At 44.3% G+C, this 25937-nt stretch carries 25 protein-coding genes and 1 pseudogene; 2 read left to right on the top strand and 24 right to left on the bottom strand.

The features are described 5' to 3' along the window. Nucleotides 1–60: 60 nt before the first annotated feature. On the bottom strand, nt 61–456 hold the full coding sequence (locus ACOV1R_RS13170; RefSeq protein ID WP_114674194.1) for a hypothetical protein: 396 nt from the start codon (nt 454–456) through the stop codon (nt 61–63). Nucleotides 457–1009: 553 nt separating this feature from the next. Here ACOV1R_RS13170 and ACOV1R_RS13165 point away from each other — a divergent pair. Next, nucleotides 1010–1753 carry a transcriptional regulator gene (locus ACOV1R_RS13165; RefSeq protein ID WP_225914123.1) on the top strand — a complete coding sequence of 248 codons (744 nt, stop codon included), beginning with the start codon at nt 1010–1012 and terminating at the stop codon, nt 1751–1753. Nucleotides 1754–1941: 188 nt separating this feature from the next. On the opposite strand, the gene ACOV1R_RS13160 is transcribed toward ACOV1R_RS13165, so the two are convergent. The 17 genes from ACOV1R_RS13160 to ACOV1R_RS13080 form a co-directional block, all read right to left on the bottom strand. Continuing rightward, a complete protein-coding gene (locus ACOV1R_RS13160) occupies nt 1942–3126 on the bottom strand; it encodes a multidrug effflux MFS transporter (RefSeq protein WP_016511603.1) in 1185 nt (394 codons plus the stop codon). A gap of 232 nt (nt 3127–3358) precedes the next feature. Then, complete coding sequence (gene metG, locus ACOV1R_RS13155) at nt 3359–5410, bottom strand: methionine--tRNA ligase (RefSeq protein WP_003646493.1); 2052 nt, start codon at nt 5408–5410, stop codon at nt 3359–3361. A 317-nt stretch (nt 5411–5727) separates the two neighbouring features. Continuing rightward, nucleotides 5728–6117: an NUDIX hydrolase gene (locus tag ACOV1R_RS13150; protein WP_003646492.1), complete on the bottom strand. Its 390-nt coding sequence runs from the start codon at nt 6115–6117 to the stop codon at nt 5728–5730. Nucleotides 6118–6713: 596 nt separating this feature from the next. After that, nucleotides 6714–7556, bottom strand: a complete 843-nt coding sequence (locus tag ACOV1R_RS13145; RefSeq protein ID WP_003642012.1) for a DUF72 domain-containing protein — start codon at nt 7554–7556, stop codon at nt 6714–6716. Next, on the bottom strand, nt 7556–8260 hold the full coding sequence (locus ACOV1R_RS13140) for an NAD-dependent protein deacylase (protein ID WP_003646490.1): 705 nt from the start codon (nt 8258–8260) through the stop codon (nt 7556–7558). Before ACOV1R_RS13140 ends, ACOV1R_RS13145 begins: the two co-directional genes overlap by 1 nt. 21 nt (nt 8261–8281) lie before the next feature. Continuing rightward, nucleotides 8282–9241, bottom strand: a complete 960-nt coding sequence (locus tag ACOV1R_RS13135; RefSeq protein ID WP_003642010.1) for a hypothetical protein — start codon at nt 9239–9241, stop codon at nt 8282–8284. Continuing rightward, nucleotides 9234–10508, bottom strand: a complete 1275-nt coding sequence (locus ACOV1R_RS13130; protein WP_003642009.1) for a hydroxymethylglutaryl-CoA reductase, degradative — start codon at nt 10506–10508, stop codon at nt 9234–9236. Before ACOV1R_RS13130 ends, ACOV1R_RS13135 begins: the two co-directional genes overlap by 8 nt. 45 nt (nt 10509–10553) lie before the next feature. Beyond that, nucleotides 10554–11471: a Ppx/GppA family phosphatase gene (locus ACOV1R_RS13125; RefSeq protein ID WP_003642008.1), complete on the bottom strand. Its 918-nt coding sequence runs from the start codon at nt 11469–11471 to the stop codon at nt 10554–10556. Between the two features lie 441 nt (nt 11472–11912). Beyond that, complete coding sequence (locus ACOV1R_RS13120) at nt 11913–12926, bottom strand: tRNA dihydrouridine synthase (RefSeq protein ID WP_003646487.1); 1014 nt, start codon at nt 12924–12926, stop codon at nt 11913–11915. Between the two features lie 230 nt (nt 12927–13156). Next, nucleotides 13157–13522 (bottom strand): type II toxin-antitoxin system PemK/MazF family toxin, encoded by a 366-nt coding sequence (locus tag ACOV1R_RS13115; RefSeq protein WP_003646486.1) that lies wholly within the window; start codon nt 13520–13522, stop codon nt 13157–13159. Next, complete coding sequence (gene mazE, locus ACOV1R_RS13110) at nt 13509–13727, bottom strand: type II toxin-antitoxin system PemI/MazE family antitoxin (RefSeq protein WP_003646485.1); 219 nt, start codon at nt 13725–13727, stop codon at nt 13509–13511. The genes ACOV1R_RS13115 and mazE overlap by 14 nt, the downstream gene beginning before the upstream one ends. 133 nt (nt 13728–13860) lie before the next feature. Continuing rightward, nucleotides 13861–14283 (bottom strand): DUF3284 domain-containing protein, encoded by a 423-nt coding sequence (locus ACOV1R_RS13105; RefSeq protein ID WP_128485135.1) that lies wholly within the window; start codon nt 14281–14283, stop codon nt 13861–13863. Then, nucleotides 14273–14461: a hypothetical protein gene (locus ACOV1R_RS13100; RefSeq protein WP_217203308.1), complete on the bottom strand. Its 189-nt coding sequence runs from the start codon at nt 14459–14461 to the stop codon at nt 14273–14275. Before ACOV1R_RS13100 ends, ACOV1R_RS13105 begins: the two co-directional genes overlap by 11 nt. A gap of 6 nt (nt 14462–14467) precedes the next feature. After that, the gene (locus ACOV1R_RS13095) at nt 14468–15829 is read right to left on the bottom strand and encodes a PTS sugar transporter subunit IIC (protein ID WP_003641998.1); all 1362 of its coding nucleotides are present in this window, start codon (nt 15827–15829) and stop codon (nt 14468–14470) included. Between the two features lie 72 nt (nt 15830–15901). Next, a complete protein-coding gene (locus tag ACOV1R_RS13090; RefSeq protein ID WP_003641997.1) occupies nt 15902–16612 on the bottom strand; it encodes a GntR family transcriptional regulator in 711 nt (236 codons plus the stop codon). Nucleotides 16613–17019: 407 nt separating this feature from the next. Continuing rightward, nucleotides 17020–18036 (bottom strand): tryptophan--tRNA ligase, encoded by a 1017-nt coding sequence (gene trpS / locus ACOV1R_RS13085; RefSeq protein ID WP_003646482.1) that lies wholly within the window; start codon nt 18034–18036, stop codon nt 17020–17022. A gap of 439 nt (nt 18037–18475) precedes the next feature. After that, nucleotides 18476–19252 (bottom strand): carbon-nitrogen family hydrolase, encoded by a 777-nt coding sequence (locus ACOV1R_RS13080; RefSeq protein WP_003646481.1) that lies wholly within the window; start codon nt 19250–19252, stop codon nt 18476–18478. A 258-nt stretch (nt 19253–19510) separates the two neighbouring features. Between ACOV1R_RS13080 and helD the strand changes: the two genes are divergently transcribed. Beyond that, on the top strand, nt 19511–21820 hold the full coding sequence (gene helD, locus ACOV1R_RS13075; protein WP_003646480.1) for an RNA polymerase recycling motor HelD: 2310 nt from the start codon (nt 19511–19513) through the stop codon (nt 21818–21820). Between the two features lie 289 nt (nt 21821–22109). Here helD and ACOV1R_RS13070 read toward each other — a convergent pair whose 3' ends face one another. The 6 genes and pseudogenes from ACOV1R_RS13070 to ACOV1R_RS13045 form a co-directional block, all read right to left on the bottom strand. Beyond that, nucleotides 22110–22403 carry a HigA family addiction module antitoxin gene (locus tag ACOV1R_RS13070; RefSeq protein ID WP_003646479.1) on the bottom strand — a complete coding sequence of 98 codons (294 nt, stop codon included), beginning with the start codon at nt 22401–22403 and terminating at the stop codon, nt 22110–22112. An 11-nt stretch (nt 22404–22414) separates the two neighbouring features. After that, nucleotides 22415–22707, bottom strand: a pseudogene (locus ACOV1R_RS13065) (type II toxin-antitoxin system RelE/ParE family toxin). Between the two features lie 115 nt (nt 22708–22822). Next, nucleotides 22823–23509, bottom strand: a complete 687-nt coding sequence (locus ACOV1R_RS13060) for a CPBP family intramembrane glutamic endopeptidase (RefSeq protein WP_003646477.1) — start codon at nt 23507–23509, stop codon at nt 22823–22825. A gap of 93 nt (nt 23510–23602) precedes the next feature. Next, nucleotides 23603–24283: a CPBP family intramembrane glutamic endopeptidase gene (locus ACOV1R_RS13055; RefSeq protein ID WP_016511604.1), complete on the bottom strand. Its 681-nt coding sequence runs from the start codon at nt 24281–24283 to the stop codon at nt 23603–23605. Nucleotides 24284–24369: 86 nt separating this feature from the next. Next, nucleotides 24370–25038, bottom strand: coding sequence for a CPBP family intramembrane glutamic endopeptidase (locus ACOV1R_RS13050; RefSeq protein WP_003646475.1), 669 nt, complete (start codon nt 25036–25038; stop codon nt 24370–24372). A gap of 67 nt (nt 25039–25105) precedes the next feature. Then, nucleotides 25106–25795: a CPBP family intramembrane glutamic endopeptidase gene (locus tag ACOV1R_RS13045; RefSeq protein ID WP_003646474.1), complete on the bottom strand. Its 690-nt coding sequence runs from the start codon at nt 25793–25795 to the stop codon at nt 25106–25108. Nucleotides 25796–25937: the final 142 nt, after the last annotated feature.

Raw genomic sequence — 25937 nt, 5'->3', positions numbered from 1 at the left:
ATGATAAGCTCGCTCATGTTTATCTGGCTACGGTCTACATTGCCTCAATTTGCATCTTACTTAAGTAGTTTTAAGACGGACCCTAATCAGAATAAATAAAATATTTCCGATTACCTCCATTACCACGGGGGTCGGAAAATTTTCTAAAAAAACAATCATCACAAAAACTAATTGCTCTTCTGGTGAATAATCCTCAGTCGCAAACTTAAACCGACTCTTGGGCGTGGTTTTCCGCCATCTAATTATTCGCAACAATCCAAATGCCATTAGAGTAATTATTAATTCCGGCACAACTTGGAGCACAGCACTGCGGGAATGAAGCAGACGAATGTAGGCAACGCCACACAAGACTAGGTAGATTGCTAATAACCAATAATCGATTTTTAACAATTGCTGCTCTGATAAACTGCCATATTTTACTTGAATACGTTGTAATAATCGATTCCAGCGCTTCATCAAATCACCCTTACAAAAACTATTATCGATGCTGAATGGAGACTATCAATTTAAACTTTATAACCGCTGAGAGGACTTCAAACAATCTTTATTATGTATTGTGACTTTTTCGAAGAATAATTTAGTTTAAAGTCAATATCTGCGCTAACATTTCATATTTTGACATCTTCCAAATTTGAGTATATTCATTAAAACCAATAACCCATCTCAACGATATTCAAAATTACTGGTTTTAATTTTCTCAATTCAATAGCGACACTTTTCAGTAACAACACCTCAGTGTTATGGTTACTAACATTCACCTGCTTTAACACAAAGTACTCTTTTCAAAAATTCATACATTATTCTAATCTTTTTCATTCAATGCTTAATTCCATCAACTAACATAAAACAATAATAGTTAATAGAATGTTCAAAATCATCAGATAACGATACACGCAATGTTCAATTCACCACATTAACTATTCGTTCAGTTTAATGTAGCACATTAATTATTCTAAGCGAGAAAAATTCCCAGATATGGGAAATCATCAGCAAATCCAGTTATTTAGGAGTGTCCAGTTTGTCTAATTCAGCTTCAATCGGTGCAACTGTCAAGATGGTTCAGCATGCTAAAAGACTATCAGTCAATGATGTTACTAACAATGAACGCATTATCTCAAAGTCAACTTACTATCGCTTCATCAACGGTCACAGCAACATCTCGGCTGTTTGCTTTTTACAGCTACTAGAGCGGTTAGAACTTACCCTTCAGGAATTTGACTTCATCTTACATCACTATCAAATTCCCCCGGTTGAACAATTGCTGCAACAAATCCAAAACGCAGTCGTCAAAGAAGATATTGGCGAGCTTTGGAAATTAAAGAAGCAAATTGACAAGCTATTTAATGCAACGCATGCTCATCGTTATCAACAGTTACTAACGCTAACCCACCTGGCTTTGCACCACCTAGAAACACCACAACAGGCACTGGATTCAACGTTACGAGCAGCGATTGACGGGCTTATTCAAGACCTATTGAATCTTCAACTGTGGTCCAAATATGATTTGATGTTATGTCGCCAAATCTTCACCACTCTTACGCCAGAGCAGCAAATCATCCTATTAACAAGCGCTAATAAAAGTTTCCACAAATATCAACGGTTGACTGACGAAGCTTTAACCTTCATGACATTTCTAGCCAACCAGCTGTTCGTTGCTGTTCACGATAAACAGCCCAAGCTAATTACTAAAATATATCCTATAATGACAACGATCAACTTTCCCTCTGACCAACTCGGCCAGCATTACTACTAAAATTCTGTCAGGGCATTACGGACTACGTGACTAAGCCCAACCAGCCATTGACCGCCTGTAGTCAAGCACTTGATATTGTGCACTGTTTACACATCCAATACTGGGACACGATTTTTCAAAACGTCTTACTGGACCTAAAAACAATGCCAATATAAAAAGCCTGGGTTTCCCCAAGCTTTCAAGCAAAATTAATGACGTACACGCCGCCAATACAGTCCCGCATACACCACCGTCATCACGACGACCACGCCTAACATGTATACGGGCAATGTCACGATACTACCGTGGTGGAGCCAACTCATTAAGTAAGTTAGCACACTCACTAGTAGATAATAACCCAGGCTAAACCAGCCACTGGCACTTCCCATCACCGTTTCATAGCCAATCAAAGCACGATTCAACGCGTTTGGTAGGGTGATGTTCAGACCTAAGAAGGCTAGAAAAATTCCAATCAGCATCCCAATGACGTGATTGCCAACAGCGGTCATCACCAAGCCAACTGCCGCTACCAAACTCAATCCTAAGCCACTTAAAGCGACCTGCATTGGTGACCAATAGTTGACAAGCCAATTCACTAGCAACGCGCCCAGCAGACTGGCCGCGGCTAAGACTAAACCGAGACTACCGTATTGCACAGCACTAAAGCCGAAGTGCGTTTCAAAAATAAACGGCGCTTCAGCGTAATAACTAAACAAAATACCATTAATACCACTAATCAATAGGCCGTAACACCAGACCACGGGATCGTGCAATAACCGTGAAACGACAACGCTTTGTTGCCGCCAAGAGGCCACTTTGACCGTTTCTGGTCGAGTCTCTGGCAAGCAACACCCCGCGTACAACAGTATTACGACTGCTATCATGATCAAGACCGAGAAGACATGCTGATAGCCGAACACAGTCTGGACGCCACCTCCGATGAGTGGCCCGAGAGCGGGTGATAGTGCCATGGCCGCACTCACCTTCGCAAAGATTTTTGCACCAGTAACACCCGTAAAGCTCTCACGCATGATAGTCTGTGTCACAACCGAACCAGCACTAGCACCGAAAGCTTGGATCAAGCGGCAAACCAATAACCAAGTAAAGCCCGGGCTCAGATATAACCCTAAGTTACCAATCAAATAAAAGGCTAATCCACCTAACATGGCATCACGGCGCCCGCGATAGTCAGCATATTGCCCCCAGAAGAGCACCCCAACTGCAAAAGCCACAAAATAACTGCTCATGGTTAGCTGGCTGTGGCTGGCGCTAACGTGCATTGCCTGACTGAGTGCTGGCAAGATCGGCGTAAAAATTGATTCACTGATTTGTGGAAAACCCACTAATGTGATTAATAGTAATAATGATGGCACTTGTTTTTGGACGTTTTTCATTTAATTAAGTCTCCTAAATTTAATTAATTTTCGGAAAAACGTCCTTTTCCATCTACGGAGACGCATACGAGAATCTGTTCATACTTCATATGTTCTCACCTCATTTCTTGTTCGTACTACTGTACGGGAGATTAACCCATTTGTCAAAAACAACTAAAATAACAATTGAATTACAAATAAAAAATCGAGCTCACTAGTCAGTGCGCCCGATTTTTTACTCAACATTTAGTTTTTACGAAATCAATGATCCGTTTACCATATTATCTGGTACCGTAATTAATTGCACCTGACCGTCGTGTTCTGCTGACAGTAACATGCCTTGGCTCATTTCACCACGAAGCTTCCGTGGCTTTAAGTTACCAACGATGATAACCTTCTTGCCAATCAGTTCTTCCGGTTCTGGATACCACTTAGCAATACCTGAAAGGATTTGGCGATGATCAGCATCTCCTGCATCTAAACGGAATTGTAGGAGTTTGTCAGCCCCTTTCAATTTCTGCACCGTAATGACTTCAGCAACTTTCAATTCGACCTTGTCAAAATCATCAATGGTAATCGCTGGTTTAGTGAGGTTCAAATTAGTCTCAGCTGGGTTCCAGCCTTGTTCGACTTCAGCTTCATGTTTCGCGTTTTCCATGGCTTTACGCCCCTTCTGTTTGTCGGATTTCGTCATCTTACCCTTCAAGAATTCAACTTCGGCATCCATATCGACCCGTGGGAAGATTGGGGTTCCCTTAGCAACGACTTGTGCGCCAGCCGGCAAATCAGCCAGTTGTAAGTCGGCAATTGCTAAAGTTGCTGGGTCCAACCCTAATTGGGTAAAGATTTCCTTAGGTGCATGCGTCATGACCGGACTGATCAAACTAGCAATCACCCGCAAACTAGCTGCTAAATGGGCCATCACACTGGCTAACTTATCAGCATCATTCGCATCGTCACTCTTAGCTAATTGCCAAGGTGCCGTTTCATCAATATACTTATTCGTCCGACTGACCAACTTCCACACTTCAGCCAGCGCATCTGATAAATGCAGGCTGTCCATGCAAGCGTTGAAGTTCTTAATAGTCGTGGCAGCTGTGGCTTCTAAGTCAGCGTCAAATTCAGTCACACCGGCTTTGAATGCTGGTAATTGACCATCTTCATATTTATTGATCATCGCAATGGTCCGGTTCAGCAAGTTTCCCAAGTCATTAGCCAAGTCATAGTTAACCCGCGCCACAAAGTCCTCTGGTGTGAATAAACCATCGTTACCATAAGGCATGGCTTTAACTAAATAATAACGAAGCGCATCCAAGCCGTAATGTTCAACCAATGTTTCAGGATAAATCACGTTACCCTTAGACTTGGACATTTTGCCGTCCTTCATCAATAACCAACCATGACCAAAGACCTTCTTAGGTAATGGTAACCCGAGTGCATGCAAAATAATTGGCCAGTAAATCGTATGGAAGCGCACGATTTCTTTACCAACCATTTGAACATCGGCAGGCCAGAACTTGTTAAACAAGTCTTCGGAGTCGCCGGTTGCGTAACCCAGTGCCGTAATATAGTTTGTCAGGGCATCAATCCACACGTAAACGACGTGCTTAGGATCACTCTTGACAGGGACACCCCAAGTAAAGCTCGTCCGAGAAACGGCCAAGTCTTCCAGACCTGGTTTAATAAAATTATTGATCATTTCGGTCATCCGATTAGCTGGTTCAATAAAGTCAGGATGACTTTGATAATAATCTAACAACCAATCTGCGTACTTACTCATCTTAAAGAAGTAGGACTGTTCTTTAACAAGTTCGACTTCATGACCACTGGGCGCCTTACCACCAATAACCTTGCCGTTATCATCACGGAAAACTTCAGCCAGCTGCGTTTCAGTGAAGTATTCTTCGTCATCAACGGAGTACCAGCCTTCGTACTCACCTAAGTAGATGTCACCATTTTTAAGTAACCGATCGAAAATTTCTTGGACCGCGCGTTCATGATAATCATCGGTGGTCCGAATAAACTTGTCATTAGAGATTTCTAGCAATTGCCATAAATCCTTGATTTGTTTTGCCATCCCATCAACGTATGACTTCGGATCAGTGTTCAATTTTTCTGCTTTTTCTTCAATTTTGAGGCCGTGTTCATCCGTCCCGGTTAAGAAGTAAACATCGTAACCCATCGCACGTTTGTAACGTGCTAAAGTATCGCACGCAATTGTCGTGTATGAATTACCGATGTGCAACTTCCCCGAAGGATAGTAGATCGGCGTCGTAATATAATAAGTTGGTTTTGTTTCTGCCATGACGTAAATTCCCTTCAAACTGGTTTATGATTAACTCGTTAAGCATGTCTTTGATTAAAATCCATGAACAAATCACACGCGTCCAAACAACACGTCTTGGTCTAAAATAACATGTTGCTGGGCCAATGTGTAGAATCTCTTATATTGTATCATATTTCCTGTGTTTATTAAGAAACACTAACAAAAGAGTTCTCCACACGCAAAGATCGTGGCAGACTAGTCAACTACCATGCTTCAAATGGCCCAACCAACCACCACAAAATAACCGATTAAAATCACGAGTTGATTTTAACCGGTCATTTATTGGTAATCTATTATTATTCAACAACCCACGAATATCGGGCCAGCGCTTCACGAACGACTTCCGCGATCCGGCTATCGTCCGGCCGACACCACTTATAATCATAAACTTCCGAGTCGACTTTGAGCGCGCCACTCCCCGCAACTAAAAAACAATTTAACTCGACTATTTTTCCCGGTTGATTATAGGCCGTACCACGGTGGGTGAAGGCCCACTTAAACCGATCTGGCGACACAACTAATGACAACTCTTCTTTTAATTCTCGCTGCAGAGTCTGTGTTAGCGTCTCTCCCACACCGACCTTGCCACCAGGAAAATAATAAGCTGTGTTTTTTGATTCCCGTGTTAATAAGACTTTTCCATCAGCGCAGAAAACCCCATTTGCGCAAATAATATCCGGTTGCATACCCAATCCGCCCCAATCTATATTGTTATGACCTAACATTCGATTCTCAACAACACTTCAACCTGCCATAACTATCTGCAACTCACATAATGGCAGGCAACTACTTAGTTGCTTGAACTGAAGTCAGTGTATCTTAATCACGCACTTTTCTCAATCACCCTAATTCACCTAAGAATCATGAATTAAGGTACTTATAACTGCCTAGTTTTAAGGCAGTCCCAAGCCATCGTATCCACGACCAACGAGATAATTATTACCAAAACTAAACAGGAATTTACATAAACTACTTCTTGACTTTACACTAACTTTACTTCCAAATGATGTATCCCAACCGTTCGCTTTCAAATCAGATGGCTAAGGCCATATTGATTAACTAAGGTGTAAGTGCAAAAAAATGTAGCGGCAGCTCACATTATTGAATGTCCGAACTACCGCTACATTTTTAGTTGTCATGATTCATCAATTAAAGAATATTCAACCGTACTACCAAATTTCAACGGTTCACGGTCATAGTGACTGTATTGATCCAACATAGTAATTCAACTGATAACTCGTTCAATTAAGCAAAGTATCACATCAATCACTCATAAATCATTTTAAAACAAGTCCAGTTGATGCGGTCCTAAATCACCAAACGAAACGCCTAGCAACTCTTTGAGTGCCATCGCGTTATCGGCCGCGTCACCACCAGAATTATTATTAAAGATGACGCAAACCTCGTCCGCCTGCTGTTGTAACTGTTCCACCGTTTGCTTGAATTCAGCTAGTTCTTGATCACTATACCGATATAAAGTCCGTTGGCTACGCCAGTTAGCGCCCTTGGCTGACCAGCCCTGCTGGTTACGACCATGTAAGCGTAAGAGTGCCAATTTCGAATTCGTTACGACCGGCTCGAAACTAACGCCATCATTTAAAGCGTGCGGCTCATCGACAATCACATGGGTAATCCCCAGATCCTTCAGAAAACTAAAGACCGCATCTTTGACACTCTCCTCGTACCAACTCTGGTTACGAAATTCGACTGCGATTGGAACACCGGGTAACCACTCGACCATCCGTTGTAGGTAATGGAAGTTGCGGTTCGACCGTTCAAAAAACGGCGGAAATTGGAAGAGCACCGCTTTTAATTGCTGGTGCTGCGTTAACGGTTTGAGCATCGCACGGTATTCCCGATAAGCTGTCTTTAGCGCATCCATCGAAACCCCTTCGTCATAAGTGTCATGCAGCGTCATCACCTGATTTGCTTTCAAAATAAACTGAAACTTATCAGGGACGGCCTTTTGCCACTTCGCGACCGTCGTCACTTTCGGAATACCATAGAATGGCGTGTCCACTTCGACGACTGGTAGGACTCCCGAATATTCAGTTAAGGTCAGCTTTTCAGTACCACCCAGTAAACTAGGGTGTTCCGTCCAAGTTGTTAAGCCAATTGTTATCATCAGACCTGCACCCCCTCGAAGAAGTCGACCGCATCTTGTTGCACCATCGTAAATGCAAATGGCAACTGGAGCGGTTCCGCATTGATTGCAAGCACTTGAGCCTTCGGATTACGATAGTCAATTAGGCCGGCGAACGGGTACACCCGAAACGAGGTCCCACAAATAACGACTAGGTCAGCCTGCTGTAAATATTGAACTGCCCGTTCGATATTGGCACTCGCAATCCCCTCGTCGTACAACACCACGTTAGGCCGTAAGTAGCCATGGTCTGTCTGATGGTAAGGAGACTTCAAATACTCATGCCAATCGACATGCTGACCACACTTGGTGCAGTAGACCTGATAGAGATTACCGTGAAATTCAACGAGCTGAGCCGTTTTAGCCACCCCATATAAATTATCAATATTTTGTGTAATCACACTGGCCCGCCCTTGCTGAGTCAGTGCCGCCATCTTTTGATGAATCACATTCGGTTGGGCGTCTGGATAATATAAATTTGATTGTAAATATTGATAAAATTCCAGCGGATGCTCCGCCAAAAACGCGTGGCTTAAATAATACTCCGCGTTATGGTGTTCGGTATACAGTCCATTTTTAGACCGGTAATCAGGAATTCCCGAGGGCGTCGAAACGCCGGCCCCCGTCATAAAAACGATATGCTGAGCTTGTTGTAAAGTTGTTTGTGCTGCTGTAATGTCACTCATTCTGACATCTCCCTGCTTAGCTTACCGTAACGTATAGGGTAGATTCATTTCTTGGAATAATTCTTTGACCGTCTTATCGTACACCTCTTTGAAAAAGGCATCGCTCTTCTTTTGCGCCGGTGCTGGTAGGACAAACGCATTCTGACGGTCACTCTTATATAACCCAATGTACGCTCGGGTATGTTTATTTTTATCTAATAGATCTGAATGGTAAACGTCAAATAACTGCCGGACTTCCAGCCGCTCTTGCCGTTCACTGAGCACACTCTGAACGGTCACAAATTCCGTTCCGTGTAGGACTGGTAAATGCCAAGCCGTCATCTGATCATCAAAAGCCTTAAACAGCTTTACTACGGCACGCCGCATCGCAAACGGGGTGTCAACTGGCTTCTGACTGATTACGGCGTATAGCTTCTGTGCAGCCGGCCAAGCTTGTGGATAGGCCGTTGTCACCTTTTGCAAATCATCAGCTGGTAATTCACCATTAAAGAAAACGAGTAGGTCAGTCAATGTTAATAACCGTAACGTCATCATCGCATCCGCCTTGCCCGCAGGTTCCGGTTCGATTGTGGCCGCCACACCTTGCATGTATAGCGTTTCAATTTGCTCATCGATTAAGTTATGTTCACGTTGTTTGCGTACGACCAAGACGTGGCTCACCATGTCATAAAGTTCCATAGCGATTGCCATCAATTGTTCGTCCAGTTGTTGATCACGCGTGGTTAAATTAAAGGTAATCTGTGGAAAGCCTTGTAATAACAATAATAGATGTAATAATTCATGTGACGCTGTGTAATTAGGAGCCGTAATATCGCTAACCCGAACGGTCAGGTCACCATCATCTAACACTTGTTGTGCTTGATCATGGCGGACGTAACCCGCTTTTGTGTCACCAAAACGAACACTAATATTGCCCGGATATAACGAATTGGCGGTACTTAATAAATCTGTAACAGTTTGGTTCAATTTAATTTCAGTCATCAGTCTCTTCCTTTGTTTGCCGCAATTCCGCAATGAGTTGTTGCGTGGTTGCGAGGTCTTGTTGAGATGCTAATTCAAGTCGTTGTAAGATAACGGGGAGTTCCTCAGGAGTCGCTCCCGCTGCCATCGCGAGCGATTTCAACTGTAGGTGCATATGGCCCTGCTGGATACCAGTCGTGACCAAGGCGCGTAAAGCGGCTAGATTTTGGGCTAACCCGATGGCAACCATAATTCTTTCCAAATCACCCGCTGTTTGAATACCTAATATTCGTTGATTCAACTGGGCTAACTCGTTAATTTTGATTGAACCGCCCACAATGCCAACCGGTAGTGGCAATTCCAGTTCACCGTGCAGCATCCGACCATCACTGGTCCAGGTACTCATGCCACGATATTGACCGTCCTTAACAGCATAGGCGTGTGCCCCACTCTCCAAAGCGCGCCAGTCGTTGCCACTAGCAATAGCGACAGCATCAATACCGTTCATGATACCTTTATTATGAGTCGTGGCCCGGTACGGATCAAGCTGAGCGACCGTGCTGGCCGACGCAATCTTCTGGGCAACTAGTTTGCCGGCATACCGCCCAGCCTGTAATAATCCGACCGGAATGTCACAAATGGCCTTGACTAAGCTCGCCGTTGCATAATTCGATAGAATACTCATTAAAGCGTCCTGCTTCGTCATCACACCGATGGACTTTGCCACGGCTTCCAACATACTATTGAGCATATTGGCCCCCATAGCAGCCTGCACATCAACGAATAGGTCAATTGATAAATAGCCTTGTCCGAGAACACGCGTACGTAGGCGCCGAGCGCCACCACCTCGTTTTTTTAAACTGGGATGGGCCGCATCAGCTACTTTTAATAATGCTGCAGCGTGGGCTTCAATCACGGCAGCGGTTGCAGCCGGATCAGACAACTGCTCCAGAACGATTTGACCAATCATTTCACGTTGATTAAGGACGGTCGTGAAGCCCCCTGCACGCTTGACAATTTTAGCGCCATTACTTGCTGCCGCAATAACAGAAGGTTCCTCAGTAACCATTGGAACAATGTGATCCACGCCATCGACGACTAAGTTGACAGCCAACCCCATCGGTAATGGGTAATCCGTCAAATAATTCTCAATAATTTCATGATGTTGTGGTAAATAATATTGTTTAAATAACGCCTGTTCAGCTGGCGTTAAATGGGCCTGTTGCGCTACGATGGCAGTACGTTCCGCCCAATTTTTTTGATAAAAGTGCCGAAAATCAGCTGTCATATTCTCATTCCTATTCTCTCCATTCGACTCATCTACCGAACCGACCTATTGATTGAGGTGTTCTGAAATAATTCCCTCACGAACACCACTTTCAGAAAAGATCACCCGATCACTATCCAACATCTGTAATAACGTCACTAGCGGTAACATTCCACCAACAATAATGTCCGCACGATCATATTCCATTCCTGAAATTTCCTGGCGACCTTTTTTCGACCGTGACAGTAAGTCCAAAAACGTGTGGAACACCGTCTCTGTCTTCAGACGATACCCGTGAATATCTTCAACTTTTAACTTTTGTTGCCGGCGCCGATTAATGCGGGCTAAGGTTCGGTTGGCACCACCCAATAGAATGATTGGGAAGTGCACTGCTTCTGATAACCACCAAATATCTGCCAGTCGGTTACGTAGGAACATCTGCGCCCGAAATAGACTCGCAGACGGCACTAAGTCGTCGAGACCGAATTGTTCCGATAATGTCACCGCGCCAAATGGAATGCTGATCAGTTGCTGTTTGCGGCCATTTTTGACCAAGATCAGTTCACAACTTGCGCCACCCGTGTCTAAGATTAGGCAATCATGGATGACCAATGAATTGGCAACCCCAAGATAATCGTAATAGGCCTCATCGTCACCAGATAAGACCCGTAAATCGAGCCCCACTTCTTGCTTGACTTGATTGAGAAATTCAGCCTGATTTTGTGCCATCCGAACTGCAGCTGTGGTGATGCCAATAACATCCGTATTGGGCATTTTTTCATAAAGTCGGCGAAAATTGAGTAACGCCTTGATTGTTCGCTCAATTGCGGCGGGCTGGAGTACGTGTGCCGTTCCCATTCCTTCCGACAAACGCGTATCTTCCTTAACACGCTTGATTTCTTGAGCAGTGCCGTTAGCGTGCAACCGACTGACCGCCATCCGCGCCGAATTGGACCCTAAATCCACAATCGCTAAGTTTCTCATAACACCACGCTCACTTTTCGTTTATAAAATATTAGTTAGGTTTATTCTAACATTTATGATGTAACACTGTGACTTCTAGGGCCGGATTGCACACCAAAAAATATCAAAAAGCCCAAAATGAACGACGCTAATGTTTTGACTAGGGCCGTTCATTTTGGGTTCATTAGACTAGCTAGTTGGCAGTAACGAATGCTTGTAACATGGTTTTCTTGATAAGATGACAACGTTACAATCATTGTAAATGATGTTACAAGCATCCAGATTAGCTTGGCGACAGGCGAACAATCAGTCCTCCAATGATTTGAATACAATTGTCATACCCCTTTAGATACAAAAACATCCCAACATTAGCACTCACTGCCGATATCGAGATGTTTCTATATAATAAGATTGAAGTTTATTAACGTATTACTGCCTTAATCAACCTGTCTGCTGCTGACACTAACTGTGATTGGTCACCTGCATTTTGGCTTGATAAGCCGCTAAAATTTTGCGTACATCATCCGTTGACTTGGCATCCATCATCGTGTTACGCAGGTCAGTGGCGCCTAGTTCTGGGCGCGCATAGATTTTAAAGAACCGTTTTAAGGACGGAAAACGTGGCACGTCATAACGGGTGGCAAAGTCATCGAACAAGTCGAGCTGCATGTTCAGTAAACCTAATAGTTCATGCAAATCATGCGATTGGGGATGGGACTCAAATGCAAACGGATTCGCGAACACTCCCCGACCAATCATGATACCATCTAATCCAGGATGTGCTTTGGCTAACGCCACCCCGGCCTGATAATCAGCCACGTCACCATTAATCTGGAGTAACGTTTCCGGGGCGATCGCATCACGCATTTTAATCAAGTCATCGATAACTTCAAAGTGTGCGGGTACCTTACTCATTTCCTGTTTGGTCCGCAAGTGAACGGTCAAGACTGCCACATGTTGCGATAACAACGTTGCAATCCAGTCATGATATTCAGCAACTTTACTGTAACCTAAGCGCGTCTTCGCACTAACGGCCAGTCCCGACGTCTTTGCAGCCGCAATCACGTCTTCAGCCCACTGCGGATTGCGAATCAAATCGCTGCCACCATGATTTTTGATGACCGTCCCATCCGGGCAGCCCATATTGATATCAACTGCTTCAAAGCCCCGGTCACGAAGTTCAGCTGTAGCCGAAGCAAAGTCAGCCGCTTCGTTACCCCACAGTTGAACGACCGGTTTTTGCGACTCAGCTGCCGCCACGTACAACCGACCATGCACCGGAAACTTCGTATTCGGGTTCGTAATACTCTTAGCATAGACGAATTCACTAAAAAACGTATCTGGAGCAGCGGCATGGCTAATGACTTGCCGAAAAACAGTATTACTAACGGCTTCCATCGGGGCCATCGTAAAAAATGGTCGCCCGTCTGCCTTGGCTTGGGCCGCAATTTGCGACCAGAATGGTGTTGCTGTCACGTTCTCATACTCCCTTATCACTAGTTTAACTTTTGGATTGAATGCTTTTAATTTTAGCATTGATATGCCTGCTTTGCAGGAATGACGTTTGCTGGCCGTTCGTCCGCTCCCAAGCATCGCTTAACCAACCGATAAACGCGAACTTTGCCACGATTGGTTGGCGTCGCGAACATCACGCCTAGTCACACTATTGGTGAACACTGTGACTAAGCGCTATTTTAAGCAACATGCTATACTTCATTAGCATTAACAACATCGTTAATAACTTGTAGTGTCTGATCTAATATTTGCTTATCGACAGCGCCAACCTGACGCATATCCCGACGGACGTAATCAAACGTGTGAAATTGGAGTGGATTGATATAGCCGTCGACTTTCGGTGTTTTGATTTTGATCAACAACCCCAAAGCCGTCATCCGGTTATTGGCAGTATGGGTAATGGGACAAACTAGCGCTAGCTTTGTTAATCGCGCATACTTTTGATTACTAACAACTAATGCTGGGCGATACTTTTGGATTTCGCGCCCAGCACTCGGATTAAAATTGATTAAAACGATGTCACCCTTACGTGGAATATACTGATTAGTCCCATTCACTATCGACGTCCTCCATGTCCAGGGTTATGTCAGACTGCTCTAGTTGGTCATTAAACCAATCACCCTCGAACGGATTGCGATGTTTCAATTTGAATAAAATCGAACCATCATCTAGCTGCTCTGCTTCAAACTCTGTGCCATTCGCAACATTGAACTTTTTAGGAATTGTCAATGTCGTTGAATTACCAACCACCCGTGCTTTCATTACGCATCCCTCCCGTGTATCTTGAGTATACACGAAGTTACGCTCGTTGCAACTGATTAGCTTCCATATCTTGCCTGGACACAAAAAAGGATTTCGAAATAACGAAATCCTTTTTTTCAGTTCAGCAACTTACTTATTGATTATAACTAGCAGCCATCTGATTCATCATCTTCTTAAAGCGGCGTTTACGGAACCATCCTAGGAATAGCACGCCAAGCTTATTATTGGCATTCGTCTTCTTATCCTTGCCTAAAAAGGTTTCGGCATATTCTAAGACAGTTTGGTGACCATCAGTGTCCGGTACGAATTGATAATCGACGCCGTAATGATCGTGGGGCGTTTCTAATTCATACGCATATCGAACACCGGGTTGCGCGTGGGTAATCTTCAAATTACCGGTCAGACCGTTGGACCACTGTTTGGCATACTCATAGCCTTGTAAGCTCTGCCGTGGCGCCAGCCGACCCGTTTGCTGCTGAATATCAGCCCGCGCGGAATCGATCAACTGTTGGTATAAATAATCCACAGGGGCGTTCAAAGTTAATTTAATCTGCATTCTGGTGGCTCCTTTCTATCTGACCCACTCGCCGATAAACGACGAAAAGTGCTGCGCTGACCGCTAAACCTAATCCGAGCGTCACCCATTGACCGGTCGTTCCGGCCAGGGGACTTAAGATAACGGCTAATAATCCAAGGTTCATCTCGATGAGTAAACACTGCTTTAAGCTTTTCATGACAATCTATTCTCCAATCGCTGCTGGTTTAATCTTGTTGGCAGCCTTAACGAATGGCACGTAAATCGCAAAGGCAACGGCGGCATTAAATAATTGTAAGACCACTGACCGCCAGTCCATTGTGGCAACTAAGGCGTTCATAATCGGTGGCATTGACCAAACGATATTGTTCGTAATCGGTGCGACCCACCCAGCTGATAAAGCAGCGTAGGCGATCGAAACAGTCACAACTGGTGCTAAAACGAACGGAATAAAGTAGATTGGGTCAAGTACAATTGGCATCCCGAACATCACGGGTTCGTTAATATTAAAGAATCCGGGGCCAATCGCCAACTTAGCCACTGAACGTTGGTCGTCTCGTTTACTAAACACTAAAATCGCTACTAATAATAGTAAGGTCGAGCCGGCCCCACCAATCCATGCATACAAGTCAAAACAGTTCCGCGTCCAAACGTATGGCAAGGCTTTGCCAGCTTGGTAAGCGTTAACATTAGCAAGCTGAGCCGTCAACCAGATTCCGTCCAAGATTGGTGCCAGGACATTGGAACCATGAATCCCGAAGAACCAGAAAACTTGAACTAACAGCGTCATTAAGAGGACGGCGCCGTACCCTTGACTCATATTCAATAGTGGTTCTTGAATAATCTTCGCGATCCATTCAATCACCGTGGTGTTGAATTTACTGAAGATCCAGTTAATAATCCCAACGACATAAAATGCAGCGGCGGCTGGGATAACCCCAGTGAAGGCGTTTGCAACTGCCGGTGGCACAGAATCTGGCATCTTGATTGTAATGTGTTTCTTCATCAAAGCAATGTAAACGGCACTTGCAATGGCCCCTAAAATCATGACCGTAAAGAAACCATACGAACCAAAGTACGTGTTGAAGTTGAAGTAACCCCAAGCCGTCACTTTTTTGCCAGCAACCGCCATGCCAGAGTCCGTCAAAATCTTAGTAGCGCCCTTGCTCAACGTACTCGTCAACGTGCCGGTAAAGTTTTGTGGCAAACTCATGATGAAAGTTCCAAGTGTCACGATCCCACCAGTAACTGGTTCAACTTTGTACTGGATTGCCAATTGATACCCAAATGTAAATGAGAAAATCAGACCTAAGATGGCTAACGTCCCCGTCCAAACCATCGCATTAATTCCAATCAACCACTGCATCGAATTAACAATGCCCATCCAACCGAACTTCGTTGGAATATCTCGAACTAAAGCGTTCAGAACCGTGGCGATCGACCCGGCCATCATTGCCGGCATAATTGCTATAAACGCGTCACGTAATGCGATCAACCACCGAACTGCACCAATCTTGGCCGCAACTGGCACTAAGTGTTTGTTAAGCCATTCGATAAATGAATTCATAATATACCCCTCACTCCTAATGTAGGTTTTCGCTAGTTAGTGACCCAACACAACTGTTGCGTCACCCCCGTACTAGTTTTGTAAATCAATATTTTCGGTATGGTAATAGAGTTCCAAATCTGGATAGACGAAGAACGTCCTGGAGAAGTTAAAGACCGTCCCATTAGCCAAGTAATTGATTGCTTCCAAGCACAACGTTTTGTCACCATCTGGGCAACCGATCAACTCCGCCCGTTGCGCGTCCACCCGCACTTGATGGACGTAGTTTTCCGTGGTGCTCCCCGTAATACCATATGCCTCTCGCAAGAAGGCGAAGATTGAATGCTGCACGCTCTCACTCGATAAGAACGGGACGACCGTTCGCGGAAAATAAGACTCTTCCAGGTCATACAAGATGTCATTCAAATAACGTAATCGCACCACCCGATAAACCTCGTCACCAAGCGCAATGTTCCCCTGTTGTGCTAAAGTTTCATCCGCTGTCACTTTATCAAACGTGACAACTTTTGATACTAATGGTCCACCCTCAACCATGGCGGACTGGTCAAATCCAATCGATAAGTTGAGCACTTTCTTCGTGTTCTGCGGTTGTTTGATAATAAAATTGCCGCTCCCCTGCACGCGACGTAACAACCCATGCCGGAAGACCACATCAATCGCTTTACGAATCGTATTGCGACTGGCGTTGTACTGCGCCATTAACACTTTTTCGGTTGGTAACTTAGTCGGATATTCATCCGCCATTATCGATTTAATGATTGCCTGCGCAATTGCCTGATACATGACTAAACCTCCTTTCGATAAATTAGTAGGTGCTTGTAAAACTTGTGCCCACAAATTATATTATCACAGAATACATGAAAACGCTTTATTTTTCGTAATTTTATACCAATGAATTTATATTATGACTAAAGGCAGCCACAGCAAGCGCTTTCGAATTCCTTACCACCCCTTTTCTTGCCAAAAACTTATTTTAACAAGCACTTTTTTACAATCATTCATGTAAGAAAGCAAACGAAATCAGCCTAATTTTCAATTTAGTCTGCCTTTTCTTTTTAATTCGCAACCGTGATGCGTTGGGCCATCGTTATTAATTTACCGGAAAGCCCCATATATTAAGGGTCTACAAAAAAGTGCAACTCACCGTCTTCACACATCCGACGGTCAGTTGCACTATTTTCTACCATAATTTATTTAAAATAATTAATTCCAATGGCGTCTTGCATTTCACGCCACGTTTGGTCAGCGACCACGTTCGCTTTCGCTGTACCATCCTTCAAAATTTGTAAGACTTGAGCTGGATCAGCTTCGTAAATTGCACGCCGTTCGCGGATTGGCCGCAATACACCGTCCAACACGTCCATCAAGTAGCGTTTAATCTTAACGTCACCCAAGCCACCATGTTGGTAGGCGGCCTTCAAGTCTGCGACCTTGGCCTTGTCTTCATCAAAAATATCAAGATACGTGAAGACCACGTTACCTTCGACCTTACCCGGATCTTCCATATGAATATGATCAGGATCGGTATACATGGACATGACTTTCTTCTTCAAAGTATCAGCATCGTCAGAAAGGTAAATTGCATTTCCTAGTGATTTACTCATTTTGGCATTGCCGTCAAGTCCAGGGATTCGGCCCAAGCCCTTTGGTGGGAAGTAGCCTTCAGGTTCGACCAACGTATCAGTTTGGTAAGTCTTATTGAAGCTCCGTACGATTTCACGGGTCTGTTCGAGCATTGGTTCTTGATCGTCACCAACGGGAACGGTCGTCGCCTTGAAAGCCGTAATATCAGCGGCCTGACTGACTGGATAAACAAAGAAACCGGCAGGAACACTTTCACCAAAAGCTTTTTGCTTGATTTCCGTCTTCACGGTTGGGTTACGATTCAAGCGCGCTACCGTCACTAAGTTCAAGTATTGATTCATCATGTCAGTTAATGCTGGAATTTGAGACTGGACTAAGATCGTTGACTTTTGGGGATCGATTCCCACTGCCAAGTAGTCCATCGCAACTTGTAATAAACTTTTACGAATCTTTTCGGGATCATGCGCATTATCCGTCAACGCCTGGTTATCCGCAATCATAATGTATGAATCATAGTCCCCAGAATCTTGTAATGCGACCCGGTTACGTAATGAACCGACATAGTGCCCGATATGCAGCTTACCAGTGGGGCGATCACCCGTTAAAATCACTTTTTTTGTCATTGTACTCATCCTTTCTATTGGCACTAAAAAAGCGCCTGATCAACTAATACTAGTTAATTAGGACGCATCACCGTGGTACCACCTAAATTGCAGAAAGCTTGTCTCTGCCACTCATTGACCGATAAGGGTGGGTCCCCGGTGTTCACCGAATCTCCAAAAAGCCAATTCATTAGTCCGCCCCAGCTTTCAGCACGTGCTAGGTCTCTGTTATTGGACGCCTTACTGTTCTTTTCTTCAACGATTAATTAGTTCTAGTGTACTGGTTATACCTGACCGTGTCAAAATAAATTCTGGGCATCATTCGCGTTAACTAGCCGCTACCATTTCATCATACCGACCGTCATTTCGACGTTTAAGCCCATCGAAATTCAAGCGGGCGTTCCTTCAACACCATTAAAATTCAGTTAAGTGCTCCCAGCCCCAGTCCCCAATTTACGCTTCAGTATAATTCCGGGCGCCGGTCTTCAAACACTGGAATCTGACCACGAACCTGGTCAACTTGTGTTAAATCAAGCTCGGCCGTAATCAACTGGGCATGGGCACCACCGATAGCCACAATTTGGCCGAGCGGGTCAATAACTAGTGACTGACCACCAAATTGATTATCAGGATCACTGCCAACGCGGTTAACCGCAACCACGAATGCTTGATTTTCAATCGCACGTGCTTGCAGTAATAGCCGCCATTGCATCTGCCGCACTGTCGGCCACTCAGCACTGACAAAAATCACTTGGGGGCCACGGGCTGCTTGTTTACGAAGCCATTCTGGGAAACGAATGTCATAACAAATCGCCCCCATCGCAACAGTTCCGTCGAGTTCAAAAACGTTCTCGGTCTCACCAGCGGTAATATAACGGTCTTCCGCCATTAACCCAAACCGGTGGACTTTATCGTAACGACTCAGTAACTGTCCCTGACGATCGACGACTAACATCTCATTATAGTAATGCCCATCGCGAGCGACCGCGACTGAGCCACCGACAATGTTGACGCGAAACTGCCGAGCTAACTTGCTGAGTAATTGTAACGTTCGCTGCCCATCATCATCCGCCAAGACATTCAGGCGAGTTAACGCATAACCGGTATTCCACATCTCCGGTAAGACGATCACGTCGACAGTTTGCTCAGCTGCCCGTTGAATGGCCACTTCAATCTGCTCGTAGTTGGCATCCGGATCTCCAAACTGAATATTAAGTTGTGCTAGTGCGACACGCATTCGTTCCACCCACTTTATTAGAATGATTAAAACCATATTAGAATAAATAGTCATAGGTTGCAAGTTTCAGCCTTGCCATCGTAAGGCTGCCGAACTTGCCCACCGTTGGCTAGCACGCCTTAGTGCCACTCATAATCACATTTCACAACAATTACTGATAAATCAGTGAATTTGCAGGCGCTTTGATTGACATCATCCCTAAACCCGCCTAAAATTGTTCAAGCGATTTAGACGATTATCAGACGGGAGGCCCTCTACGTGGCAACATCAGATCAAGAGCAACAACGCGAACAACAACGGGTTGATCGAGTCATCGAGCAAGTTAAAGAACGGGCACAACAGACCGACGACTTGCTGGCAAAGGCTCATCACGAAACCGATGTCATTCAGAAAAACTATGGTGATAATAATTCCGTCAACACGTTTGAAGTCGATGACCGGATTGAAACGAACGCGGAACTGCAACAACAAAAGCAAATGGTTGAACGCGCCGTGGAATCCGAAGCCATCTTGAAACGGCAAGTCGGTGTCTTGAAAGATCTCAGTAACTCACCCTATTTTGGGCGCATTGATATTCAAGATAGTCCCGACGAGGAAGCCGAACGTTTATACATTGGCACCGCCTCATTTGTCGACGCTGAACAGAATTTCTTAGTTTACGACTGGCGCGCCCCGATTTCCTCAGTCTACTACAATGGTACTCTGGGTCAGGTCCAGTACCAAACACCGGCCGGGCAGCAGACGACCGAGCTGATCAAGAAACGCCAATTCCAGATTAATCATGGTCAGATCAAGAATATGTTCGACACGAATGAAACGGTCGGTGACGAAATCTTGCAGGCCGTCCTTGGAGAACAAAATGATGCCTACATGCAAAATATTGTAGCAACCATTCAAAAAGAACAGAACGATATTATTCGTGACACCACTAGTGACTTACTAGTTGTCCAAGGGGTTGCCGGCTCTGGAAAGACGTCCGCCATTTTACAACGGATCGCTTTTCTGCTCTACCACTCACGGGCTTCCCTAGAAGCGGACCAAATGGTATTATTCTCGCCCAACCGCTTATTCAGTCACTACATCTCCGAAGTCTTACCTAGTTTAGGGGAGCGCAATATGCGTCAAGTCACGCTTGCCGAATTTCTCAGTGCACGTTTTCAAGGCCTAACCGTTGAAAGCCTCTTTGAGCGCTACGAAAGTGACCGCCAGCGTGAACAACTGACACCGGCAATTCGCGATTTTCAAGAAAGCGCCGACTTTATGCGCCAAGTCGATCAATATTGCCATCAGCTACCAGCCGACCAATTACGCTTCACCAACATCGTCTTTAATGGCGAAATCTTCTTCGCTAAAGAGGTCATTACAAAGATTGCGACGGCCTTACCAGCAGCGATGCAACCAGCTGACCGTTTCCTAGCAATCAAGAACACTTTAATTAAACGCTTAAAGCATCGCATTGACGATGAAGCCCAAGCTGACTGGGTCAATGATATCATTGACCAATTGAGCGACGAAGCTTACCACGACTTATTAGGTTCCAAGCGCCGCGGTGATTTTCAATCACTCGACGATGAAGTCTTCTATATTGGTAAGCAAATCGTGACCAAACGACTGCGGCAAGTCTACGATGCGATCTATAATGGTTACTTCTTAGACACCTATGAACAATATAACGATTTCTTAGCGCAAGTTGATCGGCCCACCACCGTGACGCCTGACCAATGGCAACAACGAATTGCCGCTTACCAGGCCGCCGTTGAGTACCATCGGATTGCTCTGGTTGACTGCGCGCCACTATTGTTATTACGCGATGTCCTAACTGGCAGTGGTCAGAACCGGCGGATGCAATATATCTTTGTCGATGAGATGCAAGACTATTCGCTAGCACAACTGTTATATATCAAGCACGCGTTCCCACTAGCTAAGTTCACACTGTTAGGTGACAGTGAACAAGCATTATTCAAGGGGATTGAGTTACCACAGCAATTACTGGAACGCCTCAAGGATGCTTTCAATGTCCGACGGGCGAACTTGATTACGTTGAATAAGAGCTACCGTTCGACCGAACAGATTACGAACTTTGCTAAAGCGCTATTACCCGACGGCGACCAGATTCAAGCGTTCACACGTAAAGGCGATTTACCTAAGGTCATGATTCGCTATGGCGAAGACGCCGCTCTCAGCAGTCTGCGTAGCGAAGTTGAACATCAGCTCAAGGCAACTAACACCGTTGCCGTACTAACTAAAGATTTAGCAGAAAGCAAGCAGGTCTACCAATACCTGAAGCGCTATACAGTAACAACGTTGATGGCCGATAGCGACCGTACCATGCCACAAGGCGTGATTGTTATGCCAATCTACCTTGCAAAGGGGTTAGAATTTGACGCGGTGGTCGCATACGATGTCTCCGCTACCAATTATCCCGATGCGGATTCAGTTGGCATCTTATACACGATTGCGTCACGAGCGATGCACCACTTGACATTGCTCAGCATCGGTGATGTCTCCCCACTAATTGCCCAATTGGACCCGACATTATTTACGATTGAACATCAGGTACGAGTATAACTGTAATAAAAAAACGACTGGAAGTAGCCCAGCGGTATTACGCTAGCTACTTCCAGTCGTTTTTCGTTATCACGAAACTAATGCTTGACCATTTTTCTCACGACCAGTTAACCCAGTAGTGAAAGTGCAATTAGCCAACTCAATGATTATCAACAGGTGGATAATACAAACGCCACTGCTTTATCCACCTGTTGATAACCTTAAAATTTAAGATCTGCTGCTTATCAGTTTAGGTTATATTTGCAAAAACCGTAGTACGCTACCAAGCAACTACGGTCTACGTCCTTATTTAACTGACTTGATACTTTTTTATCTGTGCATATTCAGCACCATGTATCTGTTTCAAATTACGAATTTCAATATCATTTTGAAGTTCCAAGAAATAACGATCCGACACTCCAAAGAATCGTCCTAGCCGCAGCGATGTATCAACCGTCACCTGTCGACGATCATGTAGTAAGTCTTGAATCCGTGACGTGGGTACCCCAATCTGTTGAGCCAAAAAATATGCAGAGATATGCAAGGGAGCCATAAACTCTTCTTCAAGAATTTCACTAATTTTAGGTGTTGGGATTTCATTCATTTTTTGGTCTCCTAACCATGATGATAATCGACTATTTCAACATCATAAAACTAAACTCATTACCATTTCGAATTGCAAAACATATCCGATACTGATTATTAATCCTGATGCTATATTGCCCTTGGCGATCATGACTTAATTTTTCCAAGTGATTGGCAGGCGGTAGGCTCAAATCATTAATTGTTTCCGCATGATCAATCATTAGTAATTTTCGCAATGCTAATCGCTGAATGGTTGGTGGCAATTGTTTAGAGAATTTTTGTTGGTAAACCTTGTGAGTTTCCTTATCTGCAAAATTCTTAATCGATTATACCCGTATCACGTGTATATCTCAATCCATCCGACTCTTGCTCCTATTATTAGCTGACCACACCCAAATATCCAATTCATCTGAGTACCCGACTAGTACGACCCCTATTTTAGCTAGGAACCAACCAGAGTATCCCCAGATTTGCTAACATATGTGTCACGCTATTCACACGAATATCATGCTTAGATAATAGGTAGATGGTCCCCAGCACCATGCCGAACAGCGTGTAATATGCTAATGGCACCAAGCTATTTCCGCTATGCAGATAACCGAAAAGAAGCCCATTGATAACAATGGTAGCTGCTTGGTACTCCCGGTCAAGATATTGGTCTGACAAGACGTAACTAAAGAAAAAGCCCCTGAAACTCAGCTCCTCAGCGATTGGTCCAAAAATGACGGCATCGAGTGTCATCGCTACCGGATTTTTCCGCAACAGTAAATCCAATGAACGTTCATTACCCGATTCAGTGATGTGCCATACCGCCGTCAGCTTAGCATAGCCAAAAGCAAGCGCCACGATAATGACTGCGCCGATCATCATGAATAGCAAGGCCCGTTTATTTAGCCGCGTTCGCCACGGTCGAAAATCAAATTGCCGTAATTCCGCGGTCGTCTTATAGATGTTGTACAAGAAAACGATAATCACGGCATATAAACTGAAGCTAACTAACAGTGTAAACCAATTGGCCGTAATCAAATAAATATACACGGGTAAGGAACTGATATTGACAATAATGACACTCAACACACTCACAATTAGTAAATTACCAATAAACCGTAAATTCTTCTGTAACATTTCATCCACTCCATCCAAACAACCGTAACTAGAATGTTCACTAACGGGCTTTTAAATCAACCCACTCAAGTTACTTGCCAAGTCCATCTGGCCTCATGCCATTAGCATGAGGCCCAGATTAGCTGTGACGTGCACGACACTGTTAACTCGAATATCCCGGCCAGATAATATGTAGGTTGCCGCGAGTACGAGACCCATAACCGTATAGTATGACAACTGCACCCAACTAAAACCGCCACGCAGTAGACCAAACAACACGCCGTTAACAATAACGGTAACTAGTTGGTAGCGTGGCTGATCAAAACGTTCCGCCAGCGCATAACTGAAGAAATTGCCGCGAATAATTAATTCCTCGCAAATCGGTGCAAAAACACCCAGGGCCAACGCCATCAATATCGGTGAGCGCTGAGACAATGTTTGCAAGTCAGCAACATTCTCCGCGATTGGATAGACAGCATCACTAACAAATTTAACTTGCACCGCTGCCAAAATCAGCATGACCACCATTGCCAGTACCGTAATCACTAATTGACGCGCGCTCGGCTTAGCAACTATTTTCGTAATCTTAAAATGATTATTAGTAACTGATTCCAGATAAATTCGATAGAATAAATAAATTGCAAACAGGTAGACGACCAAGAAGATCGCCACCGTTATCCAGTTATACTTGAGTGTTAAAATATCGATGGGCGCCGTACTAAGCCCCATCACGATTGCTGCCAATAAACTGGCAAGTAGTAATCTACCAATAAATTTGACGTTTTGATGTACCATGCTCCTTCACATCCATTTCCTGATAATTATCCCCAATGGTAACTAATCCACAACTTGCGGTTTGACCGGATATCACTAACTGAAACTTATCCCCACATCATGTTAATAAGTGTGACCAGCCAGTTCACCAGTATATGACATCCCATTGCGGTACTCAGTTGTTTTGTTTTGAGTACTAACCATGAAAAACCGCATCCTGTAATGAAGATGCCCACCGTACTGGCTAACTGATAACCATGGCCGAGTGCGAATACTGCGTTTGTCAGCATAATCGCGCCCAATACTGGCAAGTATCGTCGCAGCGTATTTTGAACAATTCCACGGAAAAGTAATTCTTCGAGTACGGGGCTAACGATGTTTGTGCACACTAATGTTAATAACCCCAATGGACTGTGGATCAGTGCCATGATTTCATCATTTTGTGTTTCGGTTGGACTGACTAGCAGACCACTTATCCCCATTTGAATCACCACGACCACCACTGCCACTAAAGCAGTCAGCCCCATCATTGACCAAGAAAAATACCCTAACAGGACTGGCATCTCAAAATAATGGTGATAGCAACGTACTAGTACGACCGCAACACCAACGGTTAAAACGACTAATGCTCCCCAATGATAACCGACGTTGATTTGTTGCGGGCGTTCACCCCACCAATTCCAATAGCCATCCGCTAACACCGGTAATTGAATGAATATAAATAGCCCTAAACCCGCTAACACATAACCAAATACCCTGATCAATCGAGCAACCATACCAAGCCTCCCAAGTTATCCCCTGTGGATAAACCAATTCTTATGTTTTAATTTTTTATCCACAACATTAACTCATAGCCGCCAACGCGAAAACTGCCAAATTAGTCCCCATGTGCACCAGAATATTCATTCTAATATCGCGCTTAGCCAACAAATAAGTTGTCCCCAAGATGCCCCCCATTAACGTATAATAAATCCACGGCTCCCAATTTGCATCAACATGGACACTTGCAAATATTAAGCTATTAATAACAACCGCGATCATCTGATAATTACGGTGATTATACTGATTCGTTAACGCGTAGCTGAAAAAGATACCGCGAAAAATCAATTCCTCACAGATGGGGGAAAATATCACGACCGAAACAATCATGGGAAGCGGTGCTTCACCGAGCATCCATGCCAACGACCTGGAATTGCTGGTCTCGGGAATATTTAGCATCGCGCTCAATTTAAGATCAACAATAATGAGCACGACCATTGTCAGCATCGCAATAATCACAGTTCCTAATTGTGCAATGTTCACCCGGGACTTCAACGTCGCGACTTGGTAATGCCTAACTCGTGCTGTATGCCAATAAAGCCAATATAGCCCCCAAGCTTCCAAGGCATAGATTACAAAACCAATCGTGATCATGAACCAATTATTCTTAATTAGGAAAAGATACGCCGGTGCCATACTAAAGCTCACCAATGCTAAGCTGATTAGACTGGCAATGACTAGGTTAATGATGAATTGTTTATTTGAGTGTGCCATTACTTACCTCTTTCGTATTGGATGTAAGCTGATTCCTGAGACAACTTTTAAGAGAGCGTATAATGAATAAATCGTCTCTCAAAAGGAAGGAATTTTTACATGCCAACTCATTACGACAAAGAATTCAAACAAAACATTATCA

This window comes from Lactiplantibacillus sp. YT640, from assembly GCF_049745435.1.
GTDB classification, from domain to species: domain Bacteria; phylum Bacillota; class Bacilli; order Lactobacillales; family Lactobacillaceae; genus Lactiplantibacillus; species Lactiplantibacillus plantarum.
The sequence above is the reverse complement of the archived record's forward strand: the minus strand, read 5'-3'. Positions and strand labels throughout refer to the sequence as shown.